Consider the following 19,517-nt stretch of genomic DNA (forward strand, 5'->3'; position numbering starts at 1 on the left):
TGCTGTCGCCGGTTCACCGCCTCTGTGACGGTCCGCACGGCACGGACCTGGCTGAACGGTCAGGTTAGCCCTGTTTGGCGGGCCTGACCAAGTACTGGACCGGCGGGGCGTGTCGCAGGTTCCGAACTTCCTTTATCATTCGCCGATTTACCGGCGCAGTGCATTGCGCCCGGTCAGGGTTGGGGTGATTGGCCGCCAACCGTTCTGGAGTGAAGATGAATACCCTGTTTATGCATTGCCGGCCGGGCTTTGAAAGTGAAGTCTGTGCCGAAATCGCCGAGCATGCTGCCCGGCTCGATGTTGCCGGCTACGCCAAGGCGAAGCCGCAGTCGGCGTGTGCCGAATTCATCTGTAACGATGCCCAAGGCACTGAACGGCTGATGCGCGAACTGCGCTTCGCCCAGTTGATTTTTCCTCGGCAGTGGGCCCGTGGCAGTTTTGTTGAACTACCGGAAACCGACCGTATCAGCGTCTTGCTCGAGCTCCTGGGTGATTATCCGGTGTGTGGCAGCCTGTGGCTGGAGGTGATGGACACTAACGACGGTAAGGAGCTTTCGACCTTTTGCCGCAAGTTCGAAGTGCCGTTGCGCAAAGCCCTGAGTAAAGCTGGGCGTTTAGTGGAAGACCCAAGCAAGCCGCGCTTGCTGCTGACGTTTGTCAGTGGTCGACGGGTGTTTGCCGGGATTGCCGCGGCCGATAACTCGGCCATGTGGCCAATGGGCATTCCGCGCCTGAAGTTCCCCCGTGAAGCGCCGAGCCGCTCGACCCTCAAACTCGAAGAAGCTTGGCATCACTTCATTCCGCGCGATCAGTGGGATGCGCGTCTGTCCGATGACATGACGGGTGTAGATCTCGGTGCGGCGCCGGGCGGCTGGACTTATCAACTGGTCAAGCGCGGCATGCTGGTGACCGCCATCGATAACGGGCCGATGGCCGAAAGCTTGATGGACACCGGCCTGGTTCAACACCTTATGGCTGACGGTTTCACCTATAAACCCAAGCAGACGGTGGACTGGATGGTCTGCGATATCGTCGAAAAGCCTGCGCGTAGCGCGGCCTTGCTCGAGACCTGGTTGGGCGAGGGCTTGTGCCGCGAGGCCGTGGTCAACCTCAAGTTGCCGATGAAGCAGCGCTACGCCGAAGTGCGACGTTTGCTGGAACGCATTGAGGAAGGCTTCAAGGCGCGCAAGGTCAAGGTCTCAATCGGTTGCAAGCAGTTGTATCACGATCGCGAAGAAGTGACCTGTCACCTGCGGCGCTTGGACCTGAAGCCGCGTTGAGCCTTTGACCGGCAAGGTCGGCTCCTACAGAGGTGGAAGTAGATTGCATTCATTGTAGGAGGCGGCCTTGCCGGCGATGAGGCCCTCAAAGGTGACCTTGTCATCTGCATGAGCGACAATAGCCCATCATTTGCGGAGTACCCCATGACCGACTTCACCCCAGACGCCATCCTCGACGCCACCGGCCTCAATTGCCCGGAGCCGGTGATGATGTTGCACCAGCACGTGCGTGACCTGGCCGCCGGTGGCTTGCTCAAGGTGATCGCCACCGATCCGTCGACCCGTCGTGATATCCCCAAGTTTTGCGTGTTTCTTGGCCACGAACTGGTCCAGCAACAGGAAGACGCGGGCACCTACCTGTACTGGATCCGCAAGAAGCTCGATTAAGCGCGCTTGGCCCGGCGGATGTGTTTGCCGCTGCTGCGCGCTAGCCGAATCGACAGCATCAAGGCCGCGCAGGTCAAGCCGGCGATCAGGCCTTCCCACAAGCCATTGGGGCCGCTGGCAGGGCCAAAGTAGTCGGTCAAGCCCAGCACGTACCCCACCGGCAGCCCGATGCCCCAGTAGGCGAACAAGGTCAGGATCATCGTCACCCGAGTGTCCTGGTAACCACGCAAAGCTCCCGCTGCGATCACTTGGATGGCGTCAGAGAACTGATACAGCGCGGCATACACGATCAGCATCGCGGCGATCTGGATCACGGCGGTGTCCGGGGTGTAGATCGAGGCGATTGGCTCGCGCATCAGCAGGATCAAACTGGCAGAGAAGAAGGCAAACACCAAGGCGGCGCCCAGCCCTACCAGGGCGGCGAATCGCGCCTGGTGCGGGTCACCGGCGCCGATAGCCTGGCCGACCCGCACAGTCACCGCCATCCCCAGTGAATAGGGAATCATGAACAGCAGCGAGCTGATGTTCAGGGCGATCTGATGGCCGGCCACCACGGTTGCGCCGAGGCTGCCGATCAGTAGGGCGATGACTGCGAAGATGCTCGACTCGGCGAACACCGCGATGCCGATCGGTAAACCGACGCCCATCAGGCGCTTGATCACCACCCACTGCGGGCGCTCGAAACGTACCAGGACCCGACTGTTGTCGTAGGCCGGTGCCCAACGGGTCCAGGCGGCCATGCTCAGGGCCATGAACCACATGACAATCCCGCTGGCCCAGCCGCAGCCCACTCCACCCAGGGCTGGCAGGCCGAGGTGGCCGTAGATCAGCACATAGTTCAGCGGAATGTTCAGCAGCAGGCCCAGGCAGCCAATTACCATGCTCGGGCGGGTGCGGCCAAGGCCATCGCTGTAGCAACGCAACACGTAGTAGAGGGCGATGCCAGGAAAGCCGAAGGCAATGCCTTGCAGGTAGCCCATACTCGGGTCGACCAGTTGCGGGTCGACCTTCATCACTTGCAGGATTGGCTCGGCGCTGATCAGCAGGACGCTGGCAATTAGGCTGACGCCAACGGCCAGCCACAAGGCTTGGCGTACCAATGGACCGATCTCGCCATGTTGGCCGGCGCCGAAGCGCTGCGCCACCTTTGGCGTGGTGGCCAGGAGGATGCCGGTCATTAGCAGGAACACCGGAATCCATATTGAATTACCCAGCGCCACCGCCGCCAGATCACGTGGGCTGACCCGCCCGGCCATCACCGCGTCGACGAAGCCCATGGCTGTAGTAGCCAGTTGCGCAATGATGATCGGAGTGGCCAGCAGCAAAAGGCTGCGCACTTCGCCGCGCACGCGAGCGGCACGGGAGGGCGGAGAAGGGGAAAGGCTGTCAGCGGTCATCGGTGTCACAAGGCGGGCGTCCACAAAAAAGGTGCGCAAAGCCGACTAGTCTACGCTTTGACGCATCGGTCAGGAAATATACCCGTTGCTTGGCTCCCCAACTGGATTAGCGCCCCTGCAAAGGCCTACACTGCCAACCCCGATAGGAGAGCGCCATGCTGATTGTTGCCGACGAGAATATTCCTCTGCTCGATGCCTTTTTTGCCGGTTTTGGTGAAGTTCGCCGCTATCCCGGGCGGACGATTGATGCTGCCTGTGTGAAAGATGCCGATGTCCTTCTGGTGCGTTCGGTGACTCGCGTCGACCAAGCGTTGCTCGAAGGCAGCAAGGTGCGTTTTGTCGGCACCTGCACCATCGGTACCGATCACCTGGCGCTCGACTACTTCGCCCAAGCCGGTATTCAGTGGTCCAGCGCGCCAGGCTGCAACGCCCGTGGCGTGGTTGATTATGTGCTGGGCAGCCTGTTGACCCTGGCCGAGCTCGATGGCGCTGACTTGTCGGCGCGTACTTATGGTGTGGTCGGTGCCGGTGAAGTCGGCAGGCGTCTGGTCGAGGTGCTGCGTGGGCTCGGTTGGCAGGTGCTGGTCTGCGATCCGCCACGTCAGGCCCGCGAGGGCGGTGATTTTGTCAGCCTGCAAACTGTGCTCAGTGAGTGCGACGTTATCAGCCTGCACACCCCGCTGACGGCTGATGGCGAGCATGCCAGCTGGCACTTGCTGGCTGACGAGCAACTGGCAACGTTGCGCCAGGGCACCTGGTTGATCAATGCCAGCCGGGGGCCGGTGATTGACAACGCGGCGTTGCGTGAGCTGCTGCTGGTACGTGAAGACGTATTGGCGGTACTGGATGTCTGGGAGGGCGAGCCGCAGGTTGATCTGGAGCTGGCAGACCTCTGTGTGCTGGCCACCCCGCACATTGCTGGCTACAGCCTGGACGGCAAGCAGCGCGGTACCGCGCAGATCTACCAGGCTTTTTGTGCCTGGCGTAACCAGCCAGCGACGGTGCAATTGGCCGATTTGTTGCCGCAACCGTGGCTGGCCGAGATCGGCCTGCAGGCTGAAACCGATCCGGCCTGGGCCTTGGCCACTTTGTGTCGAGCGGTGTACGACCCTCGCCGGGATGACGCTGACTTCCGCCGCAGCCTGAGCAGTGATCCGCAGGCGCAGAAGACCGCTTTTGATGCTTTGCGCAAGCATTACCCGCCTCGTCGCGAGATCGAAGGGCTGCAGGTGCGCTTGCAGGGGGAAGCGCCACATCTGGCACACATGGTCCGAGCCTTGGGTGGTGTGCTGGTCTGAAGGCAGGCAATAAAAACCCGGCGTAGATGCCGGGTTGAAGAATTCGAGTGGTTCAGTCTTTCTTGGCGGCGTCTTTGCGGCTTTGCTCAAGCTTCTCGCAAGCTTGCTGGACCATTTGTTCGGTGATCGTGATCTCTTTGCCATTCTGGTCGATGATCGAACCACCTACCGGTGTTTGTGGATCAGGCGCACTTTGGCTTTGGGTACTGCTTTGCGGCAAGCTCATTTCCTGTCTCCTCATCAGGTTGCAAGCTCAGACTAGAATCGCCTAGTGACCGAACTATGGCAGCTCCTGGGTGATCACTGTACGACCTTTCCAGTCCACCAGAAACGCGCGTAAACCTCCAGCGTTGCCTTAGAACGAAACGATCTAGATGTAGCTGAGGAAGACCTTAGTTGGCGCAGGACGAGTGCTCAGGTGTAGGCTGGCTAAAACCGCTGACCTTTGGCCACTTCATGCTCAATCGCGTTTCTTCTCGCCAGCGCCAAGCCCTGCGTCTGGGCTGGCGTTTCATTCGTCCATATCGCAAGCAAGTCGTATTGGCTTTGCTCGCCTTGATTGTCACCGCTGGCATCACCTTGTCGATGGGCCAAGGCATTCGGCTGTTGGTCGACCAGGGTTTCATGACCCGCTCCCCGCAGTTGCTCAACCAATCCATCGCCTTGTTTCTGATACTGGTACTGGCGCTGGCCATCGGTACCTTCAGTCGCTTCTATCTGGTGTCGTGGATCGGTGAGCGCTGCGTCGCGGATATCCGCCAGCAGGTGTTTGATCATCTGATCTATCTGCATCCGGGTTTTTTCGAAAGCAACCGCAGCTCGGAGATCCAGTCACGGCTGACTGCTGACACCACTTTACTGCAGTCGGTGATCGGCTCGTCGCTGTCCTTGTTCCTGCGTAATGCTCTGATGGTGCTGGGCGGTATCGTTCTGCTGTTTGTCACCAACCCCAAGCTCACCAGTATCGTGGTATTGGCCTTACCGCTGGTGCTGGCGCCGATCCTGATCTTCGGGCGGCGAGTGCGCAGCCTGTCGCGCCAGAGCCAGGATCGGGTGGCTGATGTCGGTAGCTATGTGTCTGAAACGCTCGCGCAGATCAAGACGGTACAGGCTTACAACCATCAAGGCAGTGATCAACAACGCTTCGGTCGCACGGTCGAGGCGGCCTTTGATGTCGCCCGCAAGCGCATCAGGCAGCGCGCCTGGCTGATCACCCTGGTGATCGTGTTGGTGCTCGGCGCTGTCGGGGTGATGCTTTGGGTCGGTGGCATGGATGTCATTGCCGGGCGCATTTCTGGCGGCGAGCTGGCTGCTTTTGTCTTTTATAGCCTGATCGTCGGCGGTGCGTTTGGCACCCTCAGTGAAGTGATCGGTGAGCTGCAGCGCGCCGCCGGTGCGGCAGAGCGGATCGCTGAGCTGTTTGCGGCGCGCAGTGAGATCAGCGCGCCGTCTAGCGGGCTTGAGCGCACGGCTCCACGGGTAAAAGGGCGTCTGGAGCTGCAGGGGGTGCGCTTTGCCTATCCGTCACGACCGATACCGCCAGCTATTGATGGTTTGAGCCTGACTGTCGAGGCGGGCGAAACCTTGGCATTGGTTGGGCCCTCAGGGGCCGGTAAATCGACGCTGTTCGACCTGTTACTACGTTTTTATGACCCCCAGCAAGGGCAGATCCTGCTCGATGGCCAGGCGCTGAACCGTCTTGATCCGCAAGACTTGCGCCGCCACTTTGCGCTGGTGGCGCAGAACCCGGCGCTGTTCTTCGGGACGGTCGAGGAGAACATCCGCTACGGACATGCCGAGGCTACCGACGCCCAGGTGGAAGCCGCGGCGCGCGGTGCCCATGCCCATGAATTCATTCTGCAGTTGCCTCAGGGCTATCAGACCCACTTGGGTGATGCGGGGCTGGGACTGTCGGGTGGTCAGCGCCAGCGCCTGGCCATTGCTCGGGCACTGTTGGTGGATGCACCTATCCTGTTGTTGGACGAAGCCACCAGTGCCCTCGATGCCCAAAGCGAGCATCTGATCCAGCAAGCATTACCGACCTTGATGAGTGGGCGCACCACGCTGGTCATCGCCCATCGCCTGGCCACGGTGCAGCACGCCGATCGCATTGCAGTGATTGATCAGGGGTGTCTGGTCGCAATCGGTAGTCACCGGCAGTTGATTGCCGAGAGCCCTTTATATGCGCGCCTGGCAGCCTTGCAGTTCAACACCGTTACGGATTTGTGACAGGTTCGACGCACTGTCACATTTTTGTAGCAATCCCTTGAGACTATCGCTTCCAGCTGTTGCGTAACGCTCGAATTTGGCTGCTATCGACCGATGGCAGCTTTTTTTTTCGCCCGCAGTTCGCTCACTTCTTTCCATGTTCTGGGACTCCTTTCCGATGTTGCGTAAATCCTTGCGAGTGCAAATTCTGGCGTTGCTCGGCGGCAGCCTGTTGGCGATGCTGGCGATCGCGCTGGTCTGCTTTCAATTGCTGTCATCCAGTGTTCGCGGCTATGGCCAGCTGATCAATGGGCCGTTACAGGCGTCGCAGTTGATCGATGAAGCCAACCTGCAGTTCAAGGTCCAGGTCCAGGAATGGAAGAACGTGCTGTTGCGCGGCAAGCAACCGGCTGAGCTGGACAAGTACTGGCAGCAGTTTCTCGCCCGTGAGCGGCAGGTGCAGGGGATTCTTGATCAGTTGATCCTGCGTAGCGAGGCGCCGCTGAAAACTCGTGCCGAGCAACTCAAGCAAAGCCACCAGCAGTTGGGCCAGGCCTATGCTCAGGGACGTCAGGCATTTCTGTCGGCGGGTGCGGACCCGGCCGCAGGAGACTTGGCGGTCAAGGGCGTGGACCGTGCCACCAGCGAGCAGATGAGTGAGTTGGTCAGCCAGCTGCGCAGTGACGCTCAGGCTCGCGCCCAGTCGATCAACCAGTCAGCAGAACGGACGGTATGGCTAGGGTTGTTGGTGATGTTCGGTTCGGCATTGCTAGTGGGGTTGTTCAGCTTGTGGTTAATCAATCGCAGCCTGATCGAGCCGATCCGCGGCTTGATCGACTATGTCGCGCAACTGAGCCAGGGGTGCTTCCAGGCGCGGGTCGCTACTAATCGCGAGGATGAGCTCGGTCGCTTGGCCGTGGCCGCCAACACGTTGCGCGACTTTCTTGCCGACACCGTTGCCCGCCTGCAGAACAATGCCGGTGAGCTGGAAAACGCCAGTGGTGAACTGCGCACTATCGCCGGCAATATGGCGCGCGGCACTGATGATCAATTCCAGCGCACCGATCAGGTGGCCACGGCCATGCACCAAATGTCAGCCACGGCCCAAGAAGTCGCCCGCCATGCCGCCGAAGCGGCACGGGCCGCCGATGATGCCGACCACAGTGCTCAGGCTGGCGAGCAAGTGATGCAGGCGACCATCGACACCATCGCCAGCGTCAATCAGGAAATTGCCGGTACGGCGGCGGTCATCCGCCACCTGGAAACCGATAGCGCCAGGATTGGCAAGGTGCTGGAGGTGATTCGCGCGATTGCCGAACAAACCAACCTGTTGGCGCTCAATGCCGCCATCGAAGCCGCACGGGCCGGGGAGGCCGGTCGCGGCTTTGCTGTGGTCGCCGACGAAGTTCGCAATCTGGCCCAGCGCACTGCCGCATCGATTGCTGAGATCAATCAGATTATCAGCGCTGTGCAGTGCGGGGCTGTGGAGGCGGTCAAGGCCATTGAAAGCGGTCAGCAGCGCAGTGAAGAGGGGGCCGAACAGGTCCAGCGTGCCGGGCACATGCTGCAGCGCATCACTCTGGCGGTGGAAGCGATCCGCGACATGAACCGGCAAATCGCTACGGCTGCGGAAGAGCAGACCAGTGTGGCTGAAGACATTTCCCGCAACCTGGTGGAAATCACCCGGATCGCCACTGCCAATCAGCAGTCGGTGCAGCACACCGAGCAGGCCGGACAGCGGCTGCATGAGCTGTCAGGCCAGCTCGGTGAGGTTACTGCACGGCTAAGTGCTTGAGAAAAGGGGGAAATCCGCCACAATTCCGCGCCGCCGAAACAATAATGTGGCGGATTGCCGCCAAAAAAATCATTAAAGATGGGGTGCGACGACACGTCCTAGCTATTAGCCGTTGGTCTCTCATAAGTTGGCCTGATTTGTGCTTAAAGGCGGTCAGGCCTAGGCCATGCAAGCACCCGGCGCCAAGCGTTCAGGGTGACGACCGTTCCCGATCCATCGAACAACCCCAGCCGCCAACCATTGCCCGGGCGTCCAGGCCGCTTGCCTGAACGCCGAGCAGCGCTAAGCTTTGGTCTGCGCGAGCAACAACAAGAATTCGGGCGTGCACAACGGGATGAGCGGTCATTGCCAATTACTCCACTTCAATTGGATTGAACTATGAAAAAAATCCTGCTGACGCTCCTATGCCTGAGTGTCATTGGTTGCTCCAAGCCCAGCGAACCCGAGAAAACTGTCGATGTGCTGTTGATCGGCGGTGGCATCATGAGTGCAAGCCTCGGTACCTACATCAATGAACTGGAGCCGACCTGGTCGATCGACATCTACGAGCGTCTGGACAAGGTCGCCGAAGAAAGCTCCAACGCCTGGAATAATGCCGGTACCGGTCACTCCGCGTTCTGCGAGCTGAACTACACCAGCGAAGGCGCCGACGGCAAGATCGACATCACCAAGGCCGTTGGGGTCAACGAGCAGTTCGAGATTTCCAAGCAGTTCTGGGCCTATCAGGTTGAGCAGAAGGTGCTGAACAACCCGCGTTCGTTCATCAACAACGTGCCGCACATGAGCTTCGTTTGGGGCGACAAGAACGTCGAATTCCTAAAGAAGCGTCATGAAGCCCTGCAGCACAGCTCGCTGTTCCGCGGTATGGAATACTCCGAAGACCACGCCCAGATCCAGAAGTGGGTGCCGCTGGTAATGGAAGGTCGCGCTGGCGACCAGAAAATCGCCGCGACCCGCATGCCGATCGGTACCGACGTCAACTTCGGTGAAATCACCCGTCAGCTGATCGCCTCGCTGACCAAGCACGACAACGTCAAGCTGCACGTCCAGCATGAAGTGCGCGACATCGTGCGTAACGCCGACAACACCTGGACCGTGGTCGTTGCTGACCTGGCCAACAAAGGTGTCGAGCGTAGCGTCAAGGCCAAGTTCGTCTTCATCGGTGCCGGTGGTGGCGCCCTGAAGCTGCTGCAGAAGTCCGGCATTCCTGAAGCTGATGGCTACGCAGGCTTCCCGGTTGGCGGCCAGTTCCTGATGACCGACAACCAGGACATCGTTGCCCGTCACAAGGCCAAGCTGTATGGCAAGGCTTCCGTAGGTGCCCCACCGATGTCGGTTCCGCACCTGGACACCCGCGTCATCGACGGCAAGGAAGTGCTGCTGTTTGGCCCGTTCGCGACCTTCTCGACCAAGTTCCTCAAGAACGGTTCGCTGCTGGACATGTTCGCTGCCCTGACCACCCACAACATCATGCCGATGACCCATGCCGGTATCGACAACATTGACTTGAGCACCTACCTGATGGGTCAGTTGATGCTCAGCTTCGATGACCGCATGGAAGCCCTGCGCGAGTACTTCCCGAACGCCAAGAACGATGACTGGAAGCTGCTGCAAGCCGGTCAGCGTGTACAGGTGATCAAGAAGGATCCAGTGCACGGTGGTGTGCTGCAGTTCGGTACTGAAGTGGTTGCCGCTCAGGACGGTAGCATTGCCGCCTTGCTGGGCGCCTCGCCAGGTGCCTCGACTGCCGCGCCGATCATGCTCAGCGTGCTGGAGAAGACCTACAAGGATCGCATCAAGAGTCCTGAGTGGCAGGCCAAGCTCAAGCAAATCATTCCGACCTATGGCCAGAAGCTCAATAACAACCTTGAGTTGACCAACGCCACTCGTGAATGGAGCAGCTCGCGTCTGGGCCTGCTGAATACGCCGGTATTGCCGGAAGAGGCCGCTGCGGTACAGGCTGAGCCTGCGCTGTAAACAGTTGCTTGGCTGGAAACAAATAACCCCCTATTCAGGGGGTTATTTGTTTTTGCGGCTGGCAGATCAATGATGCTTCTTGCGATGGTCATTGGCCAGGTTGTTACCCAGCGCACCGCCGGCAGCACCGCCTAGGCCCGCGCCGATGGCGGCACCGCTTTTGCCGCCGAGCTTATTGCCCACCAGCGAGCCGCCGGCCGAGCCCAGCCCGCCACCAATCGCTGCCTTGGTCTTGTTGCCTTGCTTGGCGCCCATGGCGCTGCCTGCTGCACCGCCGACACCGGCACCAATGGCGGCACCCGTGCTGCCACCGAGCTGCTGGCCGACTACGTTACCCAGAACACCACCCAGGCCACCGCCTACAGCAGTCTGGCCATCACCGGCCATGGCGCCTTGTGCGCACAGCAGACCCAGGGTCAGGGCGGCAAGAGTCTTACGCATGTTGTTTCAACCTCTAAGTTCGAAAGGCGCGCATTCTGCGGGTCACCGCGCCACCGTGCAATGCTGGCCAGTACAGTTGTCGACTTGCGGGCAGCAAAAAGCCCGCGCGAGGCGGGCTTTTTGCTGAGTGGACTTGTCGCAGGTGTCAGAGATCCTTGACGGTACGAACCTGATCCTTGTTGATGCGGGTCTGCTTGCCATCGAGCTGTTCGAACTCGTAGAAGCCTGAATCCTCGTCATACTGCGGGGTGTCGACCGCCTGGATTTCACGGCCGTCGTTCAGGGTAATGACGGTTGGCGAAGCGCAACCAGCCAGAGTGCCCAGGCCCAGGGCGAGCAGGAAAGCGGGAAGGGTCCGTTGAATCATTATGTTTCTCCAGTAAAGGATGGTGCGGAATGTTCTTGAGACGCATGGCGACGGCGCAAGTTCCTTGCACATTGCAGCATAGCGGCTGCACCGCACTCTTGACTGGGGGCAATCCTCTGTGGTGCAGCGGGCGCGAGCCGGGCAGGGCAGGGCTGTGATATAACACCGCGCATACTCTTCATCTATGGAGCCAGGCCCCATGAAAGCCAAGGCAGATGTACCTTTCGTGCCGCTGAATATCGCGGTGTTGACGGTCAGCGATACTCGTACCCTGGAGACCGATACTTCTGGGCAGATGTTTGTCGACCGCCTGACCGAGGCTGGCCACGGTCTTACTGCACGGGTGTTGCTCAAGGACGATCTGTACAAAATTCGCGCCCAGGTCGCTACCTGGATTGCCGATGAGCAGGTGCAGGTGGTGTTGATCACCGGTGGCACTGGCTTCACTGGGCGCGATAGCACGCCTGAAGCTGTCGCTTGCCTGCTGGACAAGCAGGTCGACGGCTTCGGTGAGTTGTTCCGGCAAATATCTGTGGCCGATATCGGTACCTCCACCGTGCAGTCACGCGCCCTGGCCGGCTTGGCCAACGGTACGCTGGTTTGCTGCCTGCCCGGTTCGACCAACGCCGTGCGTACCGGTTGGGATGGCATTCTTGCCGAGCAGCTCGATGTCCGTCATCGTCCCTGCAACTTCGTCACTCACCTCAAGCAGGCCGAGCCCTGCGCCAGCCGAGGTTGAGGTGCCTGTGAACAAATCATTGATGCCCGTCGAAGACGCGTTGGCCCGCTTGCTGGCGTTGGCCGAGGCGGCGCCGATTGTCGAGACCGAACAGGTGGCGCTGACGCAAGCCGAGGGACGTGTGCTGGCTGAAGAGCTGATTGCCAGCCTGGACCTGCCGCCTTGGCCAAACAGTGCCATGGACGGTTATGCCTTGCGTCTGGCCGATTGGCAGGGCGAGGCGTTACCGGTCAGTCAGCGGATTTTCGCCGGTCATGCCCCCGAGCCACTGCTGCCAGGCACCTGTGCCCGGATTTTCACCGGCGCGCCGTTGCCGGCGGGGGCCGATTGCGTCGAGATGCAGGAAAACGCCGAGATTCAGGAAGACCAACGGGTGCGCTTCAACGAGCCGCTGCGCGTCGGCCAGAATGTCCGCCCGCAGGGCCAGGAAACCTGTGCCGATGAGTCAGTGCTGGCAGCGGGCACGCGCATGGGGCCGATTGAGCTGGGGCTGGCGGCAACCCTGGGGTGCGCCACGCTCAAGGTGGTTCGCAGGATCAAGGTTGCCGTACTCTCCACCGGTGACGAGTTGGTTGAGCCCGGCTTGCCCTTGGGGCCTGGTCAGATCTACAACAGTAACCGCCGCCTGTTGGTCAGTTGGTTGCAACGCCTGGGTTGTGAGGTCGTTGATGCCGGGATTCTCGCTGATGACCTGCAGAAAACCCGTGATTGTCTGGCAGGCTTGAGTCAGGTCGACCTGATTCTTTCAACCGGTGGAGTGTCCGTGGGGGAGGCCGATTACCTCGGCCTGGCCTTGCGTGAAGCCGGTGAGCTGGCCCTGTGGAAACTGGCGATCAAGCCCGGCAAGCCATTGACCTTCGGCCACTATAAAGGCGTGCCGGTAATCGGTCTGCCTGGCAATCCGGCGTCTACGCTGGTGACTTTCGGTCTGTTGACGCGACCCTACCTGCTGCGCCGCCAGGGTGTCAGGGATGTAACTCCGCTGCAATTCCCTGTGCCTGCTGGTTTCGATTGGCCCTCGGCCGGCAATCGTCGGGAGTATTTGCGGGCACGGCTCGACCAGGGCCATGCCCTGATCTACAAGAACCAGAGCTCTGGAGTGTTGCGCAGCGCGGCGTGGGCCGAGGGGCTGGTGGAGGTCCGCGAAGGTACCACCCCTGCCAAAGGCGATACCGTGCAGTTCATTCCCTTGAGCGAGTTACTCGGCTGAACGACTGAGCAACCCAGTGCCCAGAGTGCCGAGTGTCGGCGCGTGCAGGCTCAGACGCGCATGCACGCTTTCCAGTTGGGCGGCGGCAATGCTCCAGTCGTGCCGATCGGTGACGAACTGGCGTGCTGCTTCCGACAGTTGGCGCATGCGCCAGGGTTGGTTGAGCAGCTGGGTAATGAGTAACGCCAGTTGATCGCCGTCGTCACTGCCCAGGTAGTGCTCGCCCTGGGTCACCTGCAATCCGCAGACGCCCTTGGTGGTCGTGACCACCGGTAAACCCGCAGCCATCGCTTCCAGCACCTTGATCTTCGAGCCACCGCTGTAGCGTAGCGGGGCGAAGAAAATCGCTGAATGGCGTTGCAATTCGCGCAAGTCGGGTAAATAACCCACCCATTCAATGCGTGGGTCGCTCCAGCGTGACTTCCAGCTGTCAGGCAGGGCATGCCCTACCACGGCCAGGCGCACGGCCGGGTTGCTCTGCCAGACTTGTGGAAGGATGTCTTCGAGTGCCCACTCAATGGCTTCGAGGCTGGCGCTGTATTCGAAATTGCCGACAAACAACAGACGCTGGCTGTGTGGCGACGGCTGAATATTCTGGTAATGCGCACAATCGACACCGTTGATGACCAGGGACGCGGGGTGCCCGGTCAGACTGCTGATGTGTTCGGCGTCTTTGGGGCTGACGGCCACTACTTCATGGGCCTGGCTCAACACACGGCTTTCCCAGCGCCGGTAGCGCCAGCGGTCGAAGGCATTGAAAGGTCGTAGCCATAGCGGCAAGCGGTCGTGACAGGCGGCCCCTGACACCGACTCAATGGTGTGTTCGCTGAGCAAAAAGGGCAGGCCGCGGGCTTGGAGGGCTTTTTCGAACGGTTGGAAGCTGTAGCTGTGTTCGATCTGGATCACATCCCAGTGCTCTTCCAGCAGTTGTTCGAAGCAGTGGCGCAAGTGCGGTGCCAGGCCATTGACGCTGGCACGCATGGGGTAACCGACATACACCGCTGCCAGCAGATTCAAAGGGCTGTGCAAGGGGCGTCGGGGTAACACGATCAGGCGCTCGAGCAAGGGTTCGAGCGCCTGGCGTGCTGCCTCGCAGGGCGGGTTCTTCGACTGCACCAGTAGGGTGATCTGGTGACCACGCTGCGCCAGGTTGCGCAGCAGGTGATATTGCCGGGTTTTGCCACCACTGGTGGTCGGCCAGGGCAGGTAAGGCAGTGTCCAGAGTACGCGCATGACCCCTTTCCTCGATATATCAGACGGGTAACGGCATGCAGATAGGAATGGACACGCCTGAGAGTGTCAGCTGCTGGCTGATTCCGGGGCGCGTCCATAGATATCAGTAAAGCGCACGATGTCGTCCTCGCCCATATATTCGCCACTTTGTACTTCGATCATGACCAGGTCGATCACCCCGGGGTTGGTCAGGCGATGTACCCGCCCCGGTTTGATAAAGGTCGATTCGTTGGTGTCGAGCAAAAACTCGTCTTCACCGTTGGTCACGCAGGCCATGCCGCTGACTACGATCCAGTGTTCGCTGCGGTGATGGTGCATCTGCAGCGACAGTGACGCTTGAGGGCGAACCATGATGCGCTTGATCTTGAAGCGCGGGCCTTCCTCAAGCACTGTGTACATGCCCCACGGGCGATTCACCGTGCGGTGCAGGCGATAGGCGTCATGGCCCTGATGCTTGAGCTGCTGGGCGATGACTTTGACTTCCTGGCTGCGCGCGGCATCGGCGATCAGCAGGGCGTCAGGGGTGTCAATGATGATCAGGTTGTCCAGCCCCACGGCGCCGACCAATCGGCGTGGCGAGTCGATGTAGCAATTGCTGACGTCATGCAGCACGGTCTCGCCATTGCACTGGTTACCGTTCTCGTCCGCTTCCTTGAGTTCGCGCACCGCCTGCCAGCAGCCGATGTCGCTCCAGCCCAGATCGGCAGGCAGCACGGCGACTTGGCTTGAGCGTTCCATGACGGCGTAATCGATGGAAATGTCTGGTACTTTTTCGAAGCTCTGCGGGTCGAGTTCCAGTTGCAGTTCGCCCTCGCCGTGTTTGCAGGGACTTTGTTCCAGGCAGTTATGCACACTGGCGAGCAGGTCGGGAGTATGGCGGTCCAGCTCTGTCAGAATGGCGTCAACACGCATGCAGAACATGCCGGCATTCCACAGGTGCTGGCCGCCGTCCAGGTAGCGTTGGGCGGTGACGGCATCAGGTTTTTCGACAAAGCACTCGACTTTGTAACCGTGGTCGTTCAGCGCCTGGCCTTTCTCGATGTAGCCAAAACCGGTCTCGGCATGGCTGGGTACCAAGCCAAAGGTGGTCAGCCAGCCTTGCTCTGCCAGGTTGCGCGCTTGCCCGACGGTGCGTTCAAACGCGCCCAGGTCGTTGATCAGGTGATCGGCAGGCAACACCAGCAACAGCGCGCTTTCACCATACAGACGCGCACAGTGCAGGGCGGCGGCGGCAATGGCCGGTGCGGTGTTGCGCCCAAAGGGCTCGAGGATGAAATCCAGCGCCATGCCAGCCTGATTCAACTGACGGTATTCATCTTGAGTGCGGAAATACACTTCACGGTTAGTCACCGTCAGCACGCGCTCGACGTCTGGCAGCGCGCTGGCTCGCGAGAAAGTCTTTTGCAGCAGGCTCTGGCCGTCGGGCAGGCGCATGAAGGGTTTAGGCATGGTTTCACGGGAAACCGGCCACAGACGAGTGCCGGCGCCGCCGGCGATGATGCAGGGGATCAGAACGCTCATTTCACAGCCTTGAGTCAGGGCACTGAGGCTACAGTGCTGTAAGGGGAAACAGGGACCTGGCAGGCGCTCGGGTAAATAGTCAATAAAATGACTTTTACGGTCGGCATCTTCCATGAAGGCCAAATATTTGTCGAATGATGCACCCAGGCGTCCGCGCTTTCAATGATATTTGTGTGAATGCTCGGCAATTTTTCATCCGCTCACTCAGCCTTGGTGCAGCAAAAGCGCAGGCTGAGTGGTCGAGATGCTCAAGTTTGGTGTAACGGGGGAGGCAACATGACGCAGCACAAGACCTTAATGATCCTGCATGGCAAGCAAGCTATGAACGAGCAGGTGCGCGCTGCTGTAGGGGCGCTGCGAGAGCGCGGATGGCCACTGGATGTACGCCTGACCTGGGAGGCCGGGGATGCCGCGCGGCTGGTCGACGAAGCGGTGGTTGGTGGCTATGAGCACATTGTCGCTGGTGGTGGTGACGGCACCTTGCGTGATGTCGCCGAAGCCATGGTGCGCGCCGCTACCCAGGCAAGTTTGGTGCTGCTGCCGCTGGGCACGGCCAATGATTTCGCTCGGGCCGCTGGCATACCACTTGAGCCTGAACAGGCCCTGGCGTTGCTGGAAGCGCCGGTTCAGGCCATTGATCTGGGGCGGGTGGGGGAGCAGGTGTTTCTCAATATGGCCACCGGCGGTTTCGGCAGCCAAGTCACTGCCAATACCTCTGAAGAGCTGAAAAAAGTGCTGGGCGCGGCAGCTTACATGTTTACTGGTTTGTCGCGTTTCAGTGAGCTCAGTGCTGCTTCGGTAACCTTGCATGGGCCGGATTTCCAGTGGCAAGGAGACTTGCTCGCGCTGGGGATCGGCAACGGACGACAGGCCGGTGGTGGGCATGTGTTGTGCCCGCAGGCGAAGGTCGATGATGGGTTGCTGGATATCAGTATTCTGCCGGCTCCGCAGGAAATGCTGGGCACCCTGCGCAGCCTGCTCAGTGATGGTCTGGGCCTGGAAAATCTGTTTGTACGGGCACGTTTGCCGTGGGTAGAGATCAAGAGTTCACAAGGCCTGGACATCAATCTCGATGGGGAGCCGCTACAGGCTGACAGCATGCGCTTTGAGGTGTTGGCTGCGGCCTTGCGCGTGCACCTGCCAGCCAAATCGCCGCTGCTTAATCATCGATACTGATGATTTGCTCGCGTACGGCAAACAGTACCAGGCCGGCGACGTCATAGATCTGCAGGCGCTTCATGATCTGCGAGCGATGAGTTTCTATGGTCTTGATGCTCAATCCCAGCCCGTGGGCAATCTCTCGGGTGGATTTGCCGCGTACGATCAGGCGCAGAATTTCTAGCTGGCGGGCAGTGAGGTTGTGGTTTTCCGCAGCCTGCGGTTTGCTCGTTTGGGCGCGCAACAACGCCTGATTGATGACAGTGTGGGCAATTGCCGGGCTCAGGTAGCGCTCGTCGCTGCGCAAGGCAGCCAGCGCCTGTTCCAGTTCAGTGGCTGTAGTGTCCTTAAGCAGGTATCCATGGGCACCGCTTTCCAACGCTTGCATGATCAGTTCAGGGTCGGTGTGCATCGACAGGATCAGCACCTTGCTGCGACAGCCGCTGGCGCGCAGTTGGGTCAGCGCATCGAGGCCGTTGGTTGAGCGCATAGAAATGTCCAGCAGGACAATGTCCGGATCCAGTTGCAGTACCAGTTCGGCCACCTGGCTGCCGTCATTGCCTTCGCCAACTACCGTGTAGCCGGGGATGTCCGAGACCAGGGCGCGGACGCCGGCGCGAATCAGTGAGTGGTCGTCTACCAGGAGCAATTTACAAGTCATGGGGCGTTGCTTGTCTTGGCGCGTTCCAGGCTGCGCGGAGGCCAGGGAAACAGCGCGTCAATTCGGGTGCCGTGGCCAGGCTGGCTGCTGATCGATAGAGTGCCGTCGAGCAGGGCGGTGCGCTCGAGCATGCCGGCCATGCCGCGCTGTCCTTCATCTGCGGGGTTGCTGGCGGGCAGGAAGCCCTGGCCATCATCGCTGATGGACAAGGCCAGGCCTTCGGGCTGGCGCTCAATACAGACCACCAGATTGTGTGCGCTGGCGTGGCGGAGCATGTTGGTGACCGCCTCTTGAGTGATGCGAAAGGCCGCAATGGCCATATCTTCGGGAATCCCGCCCAGGCGCTGGCGGCATTCAAGACTCCAGTGCACATTGGTGTTTTCCAGCGTGCGCAGCAAGTGTGCGCGCAAGCTGGCCTCCAGTCCCAGGCTCGCCAGTTGGCGTGGATTGAGAATAGCCGAGACATCACGAACATTGGTCAGGGTGTCGTCCAGGGTGTTGCGCAGGGTGCTGCAGTGTTCCTGCAGTTCACTTGGTACTCGGCGTTGCAGCCAGTCAGCCTGAAGCTTGGCCGCCGTCAACAATTGGCCGATATCGTCGTGCAGCTCCCGGCTCAGGCGTTGGCGCTCGCTTTCCTGAACCTTGAGCAAGCGGTCGGCAAGCTCTGCCGGACGCATGGCAATCGAGCGTGCCCAGTGGCGCAAGTGCCAGCCAATGCTCAGCATCGCCAGCAACTGCAGGATCAGTACGCCGACCGGCATCGGTAGCGCATACAGGTACAGCACCAGGCTGGCAATGATCGAGGCCAGGCACAGCAGTGCAGTAAACCCGCGCAGCAGAGCGGCTCCGGGGCGCCGAAGCTTGAATCTATTGAGGCTTGAGAGCATAGAAAATGAAGCCACTGAAATATCGCTGTAGAAAGCCTGAAAAGGTCAAACTAGAGGCGTTGTCGTATTGTCTTCAAACATCATTTAAGTATCGGGTCGGGCAGTCTGATGATTACCCTGTGCCAAGAGAATGAATCATCGAGGACATGATCGGCCAAGGTCTGACCAGCCTTCGTCAGCGCGCATGGTATCACTTCAAGTGAAAAGGGTGGCGAACTCTGGTAACTGCTTGAATCGTCAGATTTTCCGGGCTGGTACGGAGGTTCCGTTATGTCGCCGTGCCTAGCACTTTGCCACCATTTTGAAGGCATTAATTCTTTCACAAAATGAATTAATTCTGCAGTTATACATTGGCCTGCATAAGTGTTAGGAAAGCGCCGAAAGTTTTGGGTTAGTACGGCGCCCGGTGCACTACCAATAGCGGGCAATGAATATTTGTCTATTGTCCGTTAGTTACCCATAGTTGTCCGGCCCGTTGCCGCGCTGGGAGTGTGCGGCGAGTGGTCGCAAGGGGTCATGCGCGAGGTGCAGGAGGTGCAGGCCAATCCAGGATTCAAGGCTGCCGCCAAGTTATCCAGGAGCACCTCTTGTTCATCGGTGTCCAGCCCCAGGCGACCGGTGCGTGGGTCAACCAATTCCAGTTGCCAGGCCAGCAGGGTCAGGCACTCGTTCAAGGCCGGCAGGGCATCGCCTGGCAGGTGCGACGGTGTTTGGGCGGTGTCGAGCAGGGCTTGCAGTTGCTTGCTGTAGCTGGCTACTTCCACCAGCCCCAAGGATTGGGCGCGAGCGACCAGAGTGGCCAAGGTATCGGTAAGGCAGTGGCAGGCATCTGGATCATTGTCGATCAGTTGCAGGTGCTGCAAGCACTCCTCAGCCTGGGTCAGCAAGACCTGGGCATCCACCAGAAAGTCCTGCAGGACGCTGCTGTTGAGTGGTTCGTTAGCCATCATTTCGCTCC

The 19,517-nt window shown here is 59.9% G+C and carries 18 protein-coding genes; 9 read left to right on the forward strand and 9 right to left on the reverse strand.

Features of this window, described 5'->3' with window-relative positions; all coding sequences use genetic code 11:
* The first annotated feature begins 215 nt into the window (after positions 1–215).
* Both rlmM and tusA read left to right on the forward strand, forming a co-directional pair.
* The gene (gene rlmM / locus ACQRAX_RS09825; RefSeq protein WP_412037248.1) at positions 216–1,280 is read left to right on the forward strand and encodes a 23S rRNA (cytidine(2498)-2'-O)-methyltransferase RlmM; all 1,065 of its coding nucleotides are present in this window, start codon (positions 216–218) and stop codon (positions 1,278–1,280) included.
* Positions 1,281–1,424: 144 nt separating this feature from the next.
* Entirely contained in the window at positions 1,425–1,667 is a 243-nt protein-coding gene (tusA, locus tag ACQRAX_RS09830; RefSeq protein WP_038608848.1) for a sulfurtransferase TusA, read from the forward strand.
* On the opposite strand, the gene ACQRAX_RS09835 is transcribed toward tusA, so the two are convergent.
* Entirely contained in the window at positions 1,664–3,064 is a 1,401-nt protein-coding gene (locus tag ACQRAX_RS09835; RefSeq protein WP_412037249.1) for an MATE family efflux transporter, read from the reverse strand. The two genes, tusA and ACQRAX_RS09835, sit on opposite strands and share 4 nt — an antisense overlap.
* 155 nt (positions 3,065–3,219) lie before the next feature.
* Here ACQRAX_RS09835 and pdxB point away from each other — a divergent pair, with 155 nt between their 5' ends.
* A complete protein-coding gene (gene pdxB, locus ACQRAX_RS09840; RefSeq protein ID WP_412037250.1) occupies positions 3,220–4,362 on the forward strand; it encodes a 4-phosphoerythronate dehydrogenase PdxB in 1,143 nt (380 codons plus the stop codon).
* Between the two features lie 52 nt (positions 4,363–4,414).
* Here pdxB and ACQRAX_RS09845 read toward each other — a convergent pair whose 3' ends face one another.
* Positions 4,415–4,588 (reverse strand): PA1571 family protein, encoded by a 174-nt coding sequence (locus ACQRAX_RS09845; RefSeq protein ID WP_412037251.1) that lies wholly within the window; start codon positions 4,586–4,588, stop codon positions 4,415–4,417.
* Positions 4,589–4,818: 230 nt separating this feature from the next.
* On the opposite strand from ACQRAX_RS09845, the gene ACQRAX_RS09850 reads away from it, so the two are divergent.
* From ACQRAX_RS09850 to mqo, 3 genes are all read left to right on the forward strand, one after another.
* A complete protein-coding gene (locus ACQRAX_RS09850) occupies positions 4,819–6,591 on the forward strand; it encodes an ABC transporter transmembrane domain-containing protein (RefSeq protein ID WP_412037799.1) in 1,773 nt (590 codons plus the stop codon).
* A 1,165-nt stretch (positions 6,592–7,756) separates the two neighbouring features.
* The gene (locus ACQRAX_RS09855; protein ID WP_412037800.1) at positions 7,757–8,365 is read left to right on the forward strand and encodes a methyl-accepting chemotaxis protein; all 609 of its coding nucleotides are present in this window, start codon (positions 7,757–7,759) and stop codon (positions 8,363–8,365) included.
* Between the two features lie 378 nt (positions 8,366–8,743).
* Positions 8,744–10,342 carry a malate dehydrogenase (quinone) gene (mqo, locus tag ACQRAX_RS09860; protein ID WP_412037252.1) on the forward strand — a complete coding sequence of 533 codons (1,599 nt, stop codon included), beginning with the start codon at positions 8,744–8,746 and terminating at the stop codon, positions 10,340–10,342.
* Between the two features lie 66 nt (positions 10,343–10,408).
* Here mqo and ACQRAX_RS09865 read toward each other — a convergent pair whose 3' ends face one another.
* On the reverse strand, positions 10,409–10,783 hold the full coding sequence (locus ACQRAX_RS09865; protein WP_412037253.1) for a glycine zipper domain-containing protein: 375 nt from the start codon (positions 10,781–10,783) through the stop codon (positions 10,409–10,411).
* A gap of 145 nt (positions 10,784–10,928) precedes the next feature.
* The gene (locus tag ACQRAX_RS09870) at positions 10,929–11,150 is read right to left on the reverse strand and encodes a YgdI/YgdR family lipoprotein (protein WP_412037254.1); all 222 of its coding nucleotides are present in this window, start codon (positions 11,148–11,150) and stop codon (positions 10,929–10,931) included.
* A gap of 199 nt (positions 11,151–11,349) precedes the next feature.
* On the opposite strand from ACQRAX_RS09870, the gene moaB reads away from it, so the two are divergent.
* Positions 11,350–11,889, forward strand: coding sequence for a molybdenum cofactor biosynthesis protein B (moaB, locus tag ACQRAX_RS09875; protein ID WP_412037255.1), 540 nt, complete (start codon positions 11,350–11,352; stop codon positions 11,887–11,889).
* Between the two features lie 22 nt (positions 11,890–11,911).
* Positions 11,912–13,099 carry a molybdopterin molybdotransferase MoeA gene (locus ACQRAX_RS09880; protein WP_412037801.1) on the forward strand — a complete coding sequence of 396 codons (1,188 nt, stop codon included), beginning with the start codon at positions 11,912–11,914 and terminating at the stop codon, positions 13,097–13,099.
* Here the strand turns inward: ACQRAX_RS09880 and ACQRAX_RS09885 are convergent.
* Positions 13,088–14,332 (reverse strand): glycosyltransferase family 4 protein, encoded by a 1,245-nt coding sequence (locus ACQRAX_RS09885; RefSeq protein WP_412037256.1) that lies wholly within the window; start codon positions 14,330–14,332, stop codon positions 13,088–13,090. The genes ACQRAX_RS09880 and ACQRAX_RS09885 overlap by 12 nt on opposite strands.
* Positions 14,333–14,398: 66 nt before the next feature.
* Positions 14,399–15,853 carry a mannose-1-phosphate guanylyltransferase/mannose-6-phosphate isomerase gene (locus ACQRAX_RS09890; RefSeq protein ID WP_412037257.1) on the reverse strand — a complete coding sequence of 485 codons (1,455 nt, stop codon included), beginning with the start codon at positions 15,851–15,853 and terminating at the stop codon, positions 14,399–14,401.
* Between the two features lie 276 nt (positions 15,854–16,129).
* Between ACQRAX_RS09890 and yegS the strand changes: the two genes are divergently transcribed.
* The gene (yegS, locus tag ACQRAX_RS09895; protein ID WP_412037258.1) at positions 16,130–17,029 is read left to right on the forward strand and encodes a lipid kinase YegS; all 900 of its coding nucleotides are present in this window, start codon (positions 16,130–16,132) and stop codon (positions 17,027–17,029) included.
* Here the strand turns inward: yegS and ACQRAX_RS09900 are convergent.
* From ACQRAX_RS09900 to ACQRAX_RS09910, 3 genes are all read right to left on the reverse strand, one after another.
* Positions 17,013–17,672, reverse strand: a complete 660-nt coding sequence (locus ACQRAX_RS09900) for a response regulator (protein ID WP_412037259.1) — start codon at positions 17,670–17,672, stop codon at positions 17,013–17,015. The genes yegS and ACQRAX_RS09900 overlap by 17 nt on opposite strands.
* A complete protein-coding gene (locus ACQRAX_RS09905; protein WP_412037802.1) occupies positions 17,669–18,559 on the reverse strand; it encodes a sensor histidine kinase in 891 nt (296 codons plus the stop codon). The genes ACQRAX_RS09900 and ACQRAX_RS09905 overlap by 4 nt, the downstream gene beginning before the upstream one ends.
* Positions 18,560–19,008: 449 nt before the next feature.
* Positions 19,009–19,506: a histidine kinase gene (locus ACQRAX_RS09910; RefSeq protein ID WP_412037260.1), complete on the reverse strand. Its 498-nt coding sequence runs from the start codon at positions 19,504–19,506 to the stop codon at positions 19,009–19,011.
* Positions 19,507–19,517 lie beyond the last annotated feature (11 nt).

The organism is Pseudomonas sp. UM16 (genome assembly GCF_050312595.1).
Taxonomy (GTDB): Bacteria; Pseudomonadota; Gammaproteobacteria; order Pseudomonadales; family Pseudomonadaceae; genus Aquipseudomonas.

What these genes read in the sequence shown, in the direction of transcription:
- rlmM (WP_412037248.1), top strand. Translation starts at nt 216, where the DNA reads ATGAATACCCTGTTTATGCATTGCCGGCCGGGCTTTGAAAGTGAAGTC.
- tusA (WP_038608848.1), top strand. Translation starts at nt 1,425, where the DNA reads ATGACCGACTTCACCCCAGACGCCATCCTCGACGCCACCGGCCTCAAT.
- ACQRAX_RS09835 (WP_412037249.1), bottom strand. Translation starts at nt 3,064, where the DNA reads ATGACCGCTGACAGCCTTTCCCCTTCTCCGCCCTCCCGTGCCGCTCGC.
- pdxB (WP_412037250.1), top strand. Translation starts at nt 3,220, where the DNA reads ATGCTGATTGTTGCCGACGAGAATATTCCTCTGCTCGATGCCTTTTTT.
- ACQRAX_RS09845 (WP_412037251.1), bottom strand. Translation starts at nt 4,588, where the DNA reads ATGAGCTTGCCGCAAAGCAGTACCCAAAGCCAAAGTGCGCCTGATCCA.
- ACQRAX_RS09850 (WP_412037799.1), top strand. Translation starts at nt 4,819, where the DNA reads ATGCTCAATCGCGTTTCTTCTCGCCAGCGCCAAGCCCTGCGTCTGGGC.
- ACQRAX_RS09855 (WP_412037800.1), top strand. Translation starts at nt 7,757, where the DNA reads ATGCAGGCGACCATCGACACCATCGCCAGCGTCAATCAGGAAATTGCC.
- mqo (WP_412037252.1), top strand. Translation starts at nt 8,744, where the DNA reads ATGAAAAAAATCCTGCTGACGCTCCTATGCCTGAGTGTCATTGGTTGC.
- ACQRAX_RS09865 (WP_412037253.1), bottom strand. Translation starts at nt 10,783, where the DNA reads ATGCGTAAGACTCTTGCCGCCCTGACCCTGGGTCTGCTGTGCGCACAA.
- ACQRAX_RS09870 (WP_412037254.1), bottom strand. Translation starts at nt 11,150, where the DNA reads ATGATTCAACGGACCCTTCCCGCTTTCCTGCTCGCCCTGGGCCTGGGC.
- moaB (WP_412037255.1), top strand. Translation starts at nt 11,350, where the DNA reads ATGAAAGCCAAGGCAGATGTACCTTTCGTGCCGCTGAATATCGCGGTG.
- ACQRAX_RS09880 (WP_412037801.1), top strand. Translation starts at nt 11,912, where the DNA reads ATGCCCGTCGAAGACGCGTTGGCCCGCTTGCTGGCGTTGGCCGAGGCG.
- ACQRAX_RS09885 (WP_412037256.1), bottom strand. Translation starts at nt 14,332, where the DNA reads ATGCGCGTACTCTGGACACTGCCTTACCTGCCCTGGCCGACCACCAGT.
- ACQRAX_RS09890 (WP_412037257.1), bottom strand. Translation starts at nt 15,853, where the DNA reads ATGAGCGTTCTGATCCCCTGCATCATCGCCGGCGGCGCCGGCACTCGT.
- yegS (WP_412037258.1), top strand. Translation starts at nt 16,130, where the DNA reads ATGACGCAGCACAAGACCTTAATGATCCTGCATGGCAAGCAAGCTATG.
- ACQRAX_RS09900 (WP_412037259.1), bottom strand. Translation starts at nt 17,672, where the DNA reads ATGACTTGTAAATTGCTCCTGGTAGACGACCACTCACTGATTCGCGCC.
- ACQRAX_RS09905 (WP_412037802.1), bottom strand. Translation starts at nt 18,559, where the DNA reads ATGCTCTCAAGCCTCAATAGATTCAAGCTTCGGCGCCCCGGAGCCGCT.
- ACQRAX_RS09910 (WP_412037260.1), bottom strand. Translation starts at nt 19,506, where the DNA reads ATGGCTAACGAACCACTCAACAGCAGCGTCCTGCAGGACTTTCTGGTG.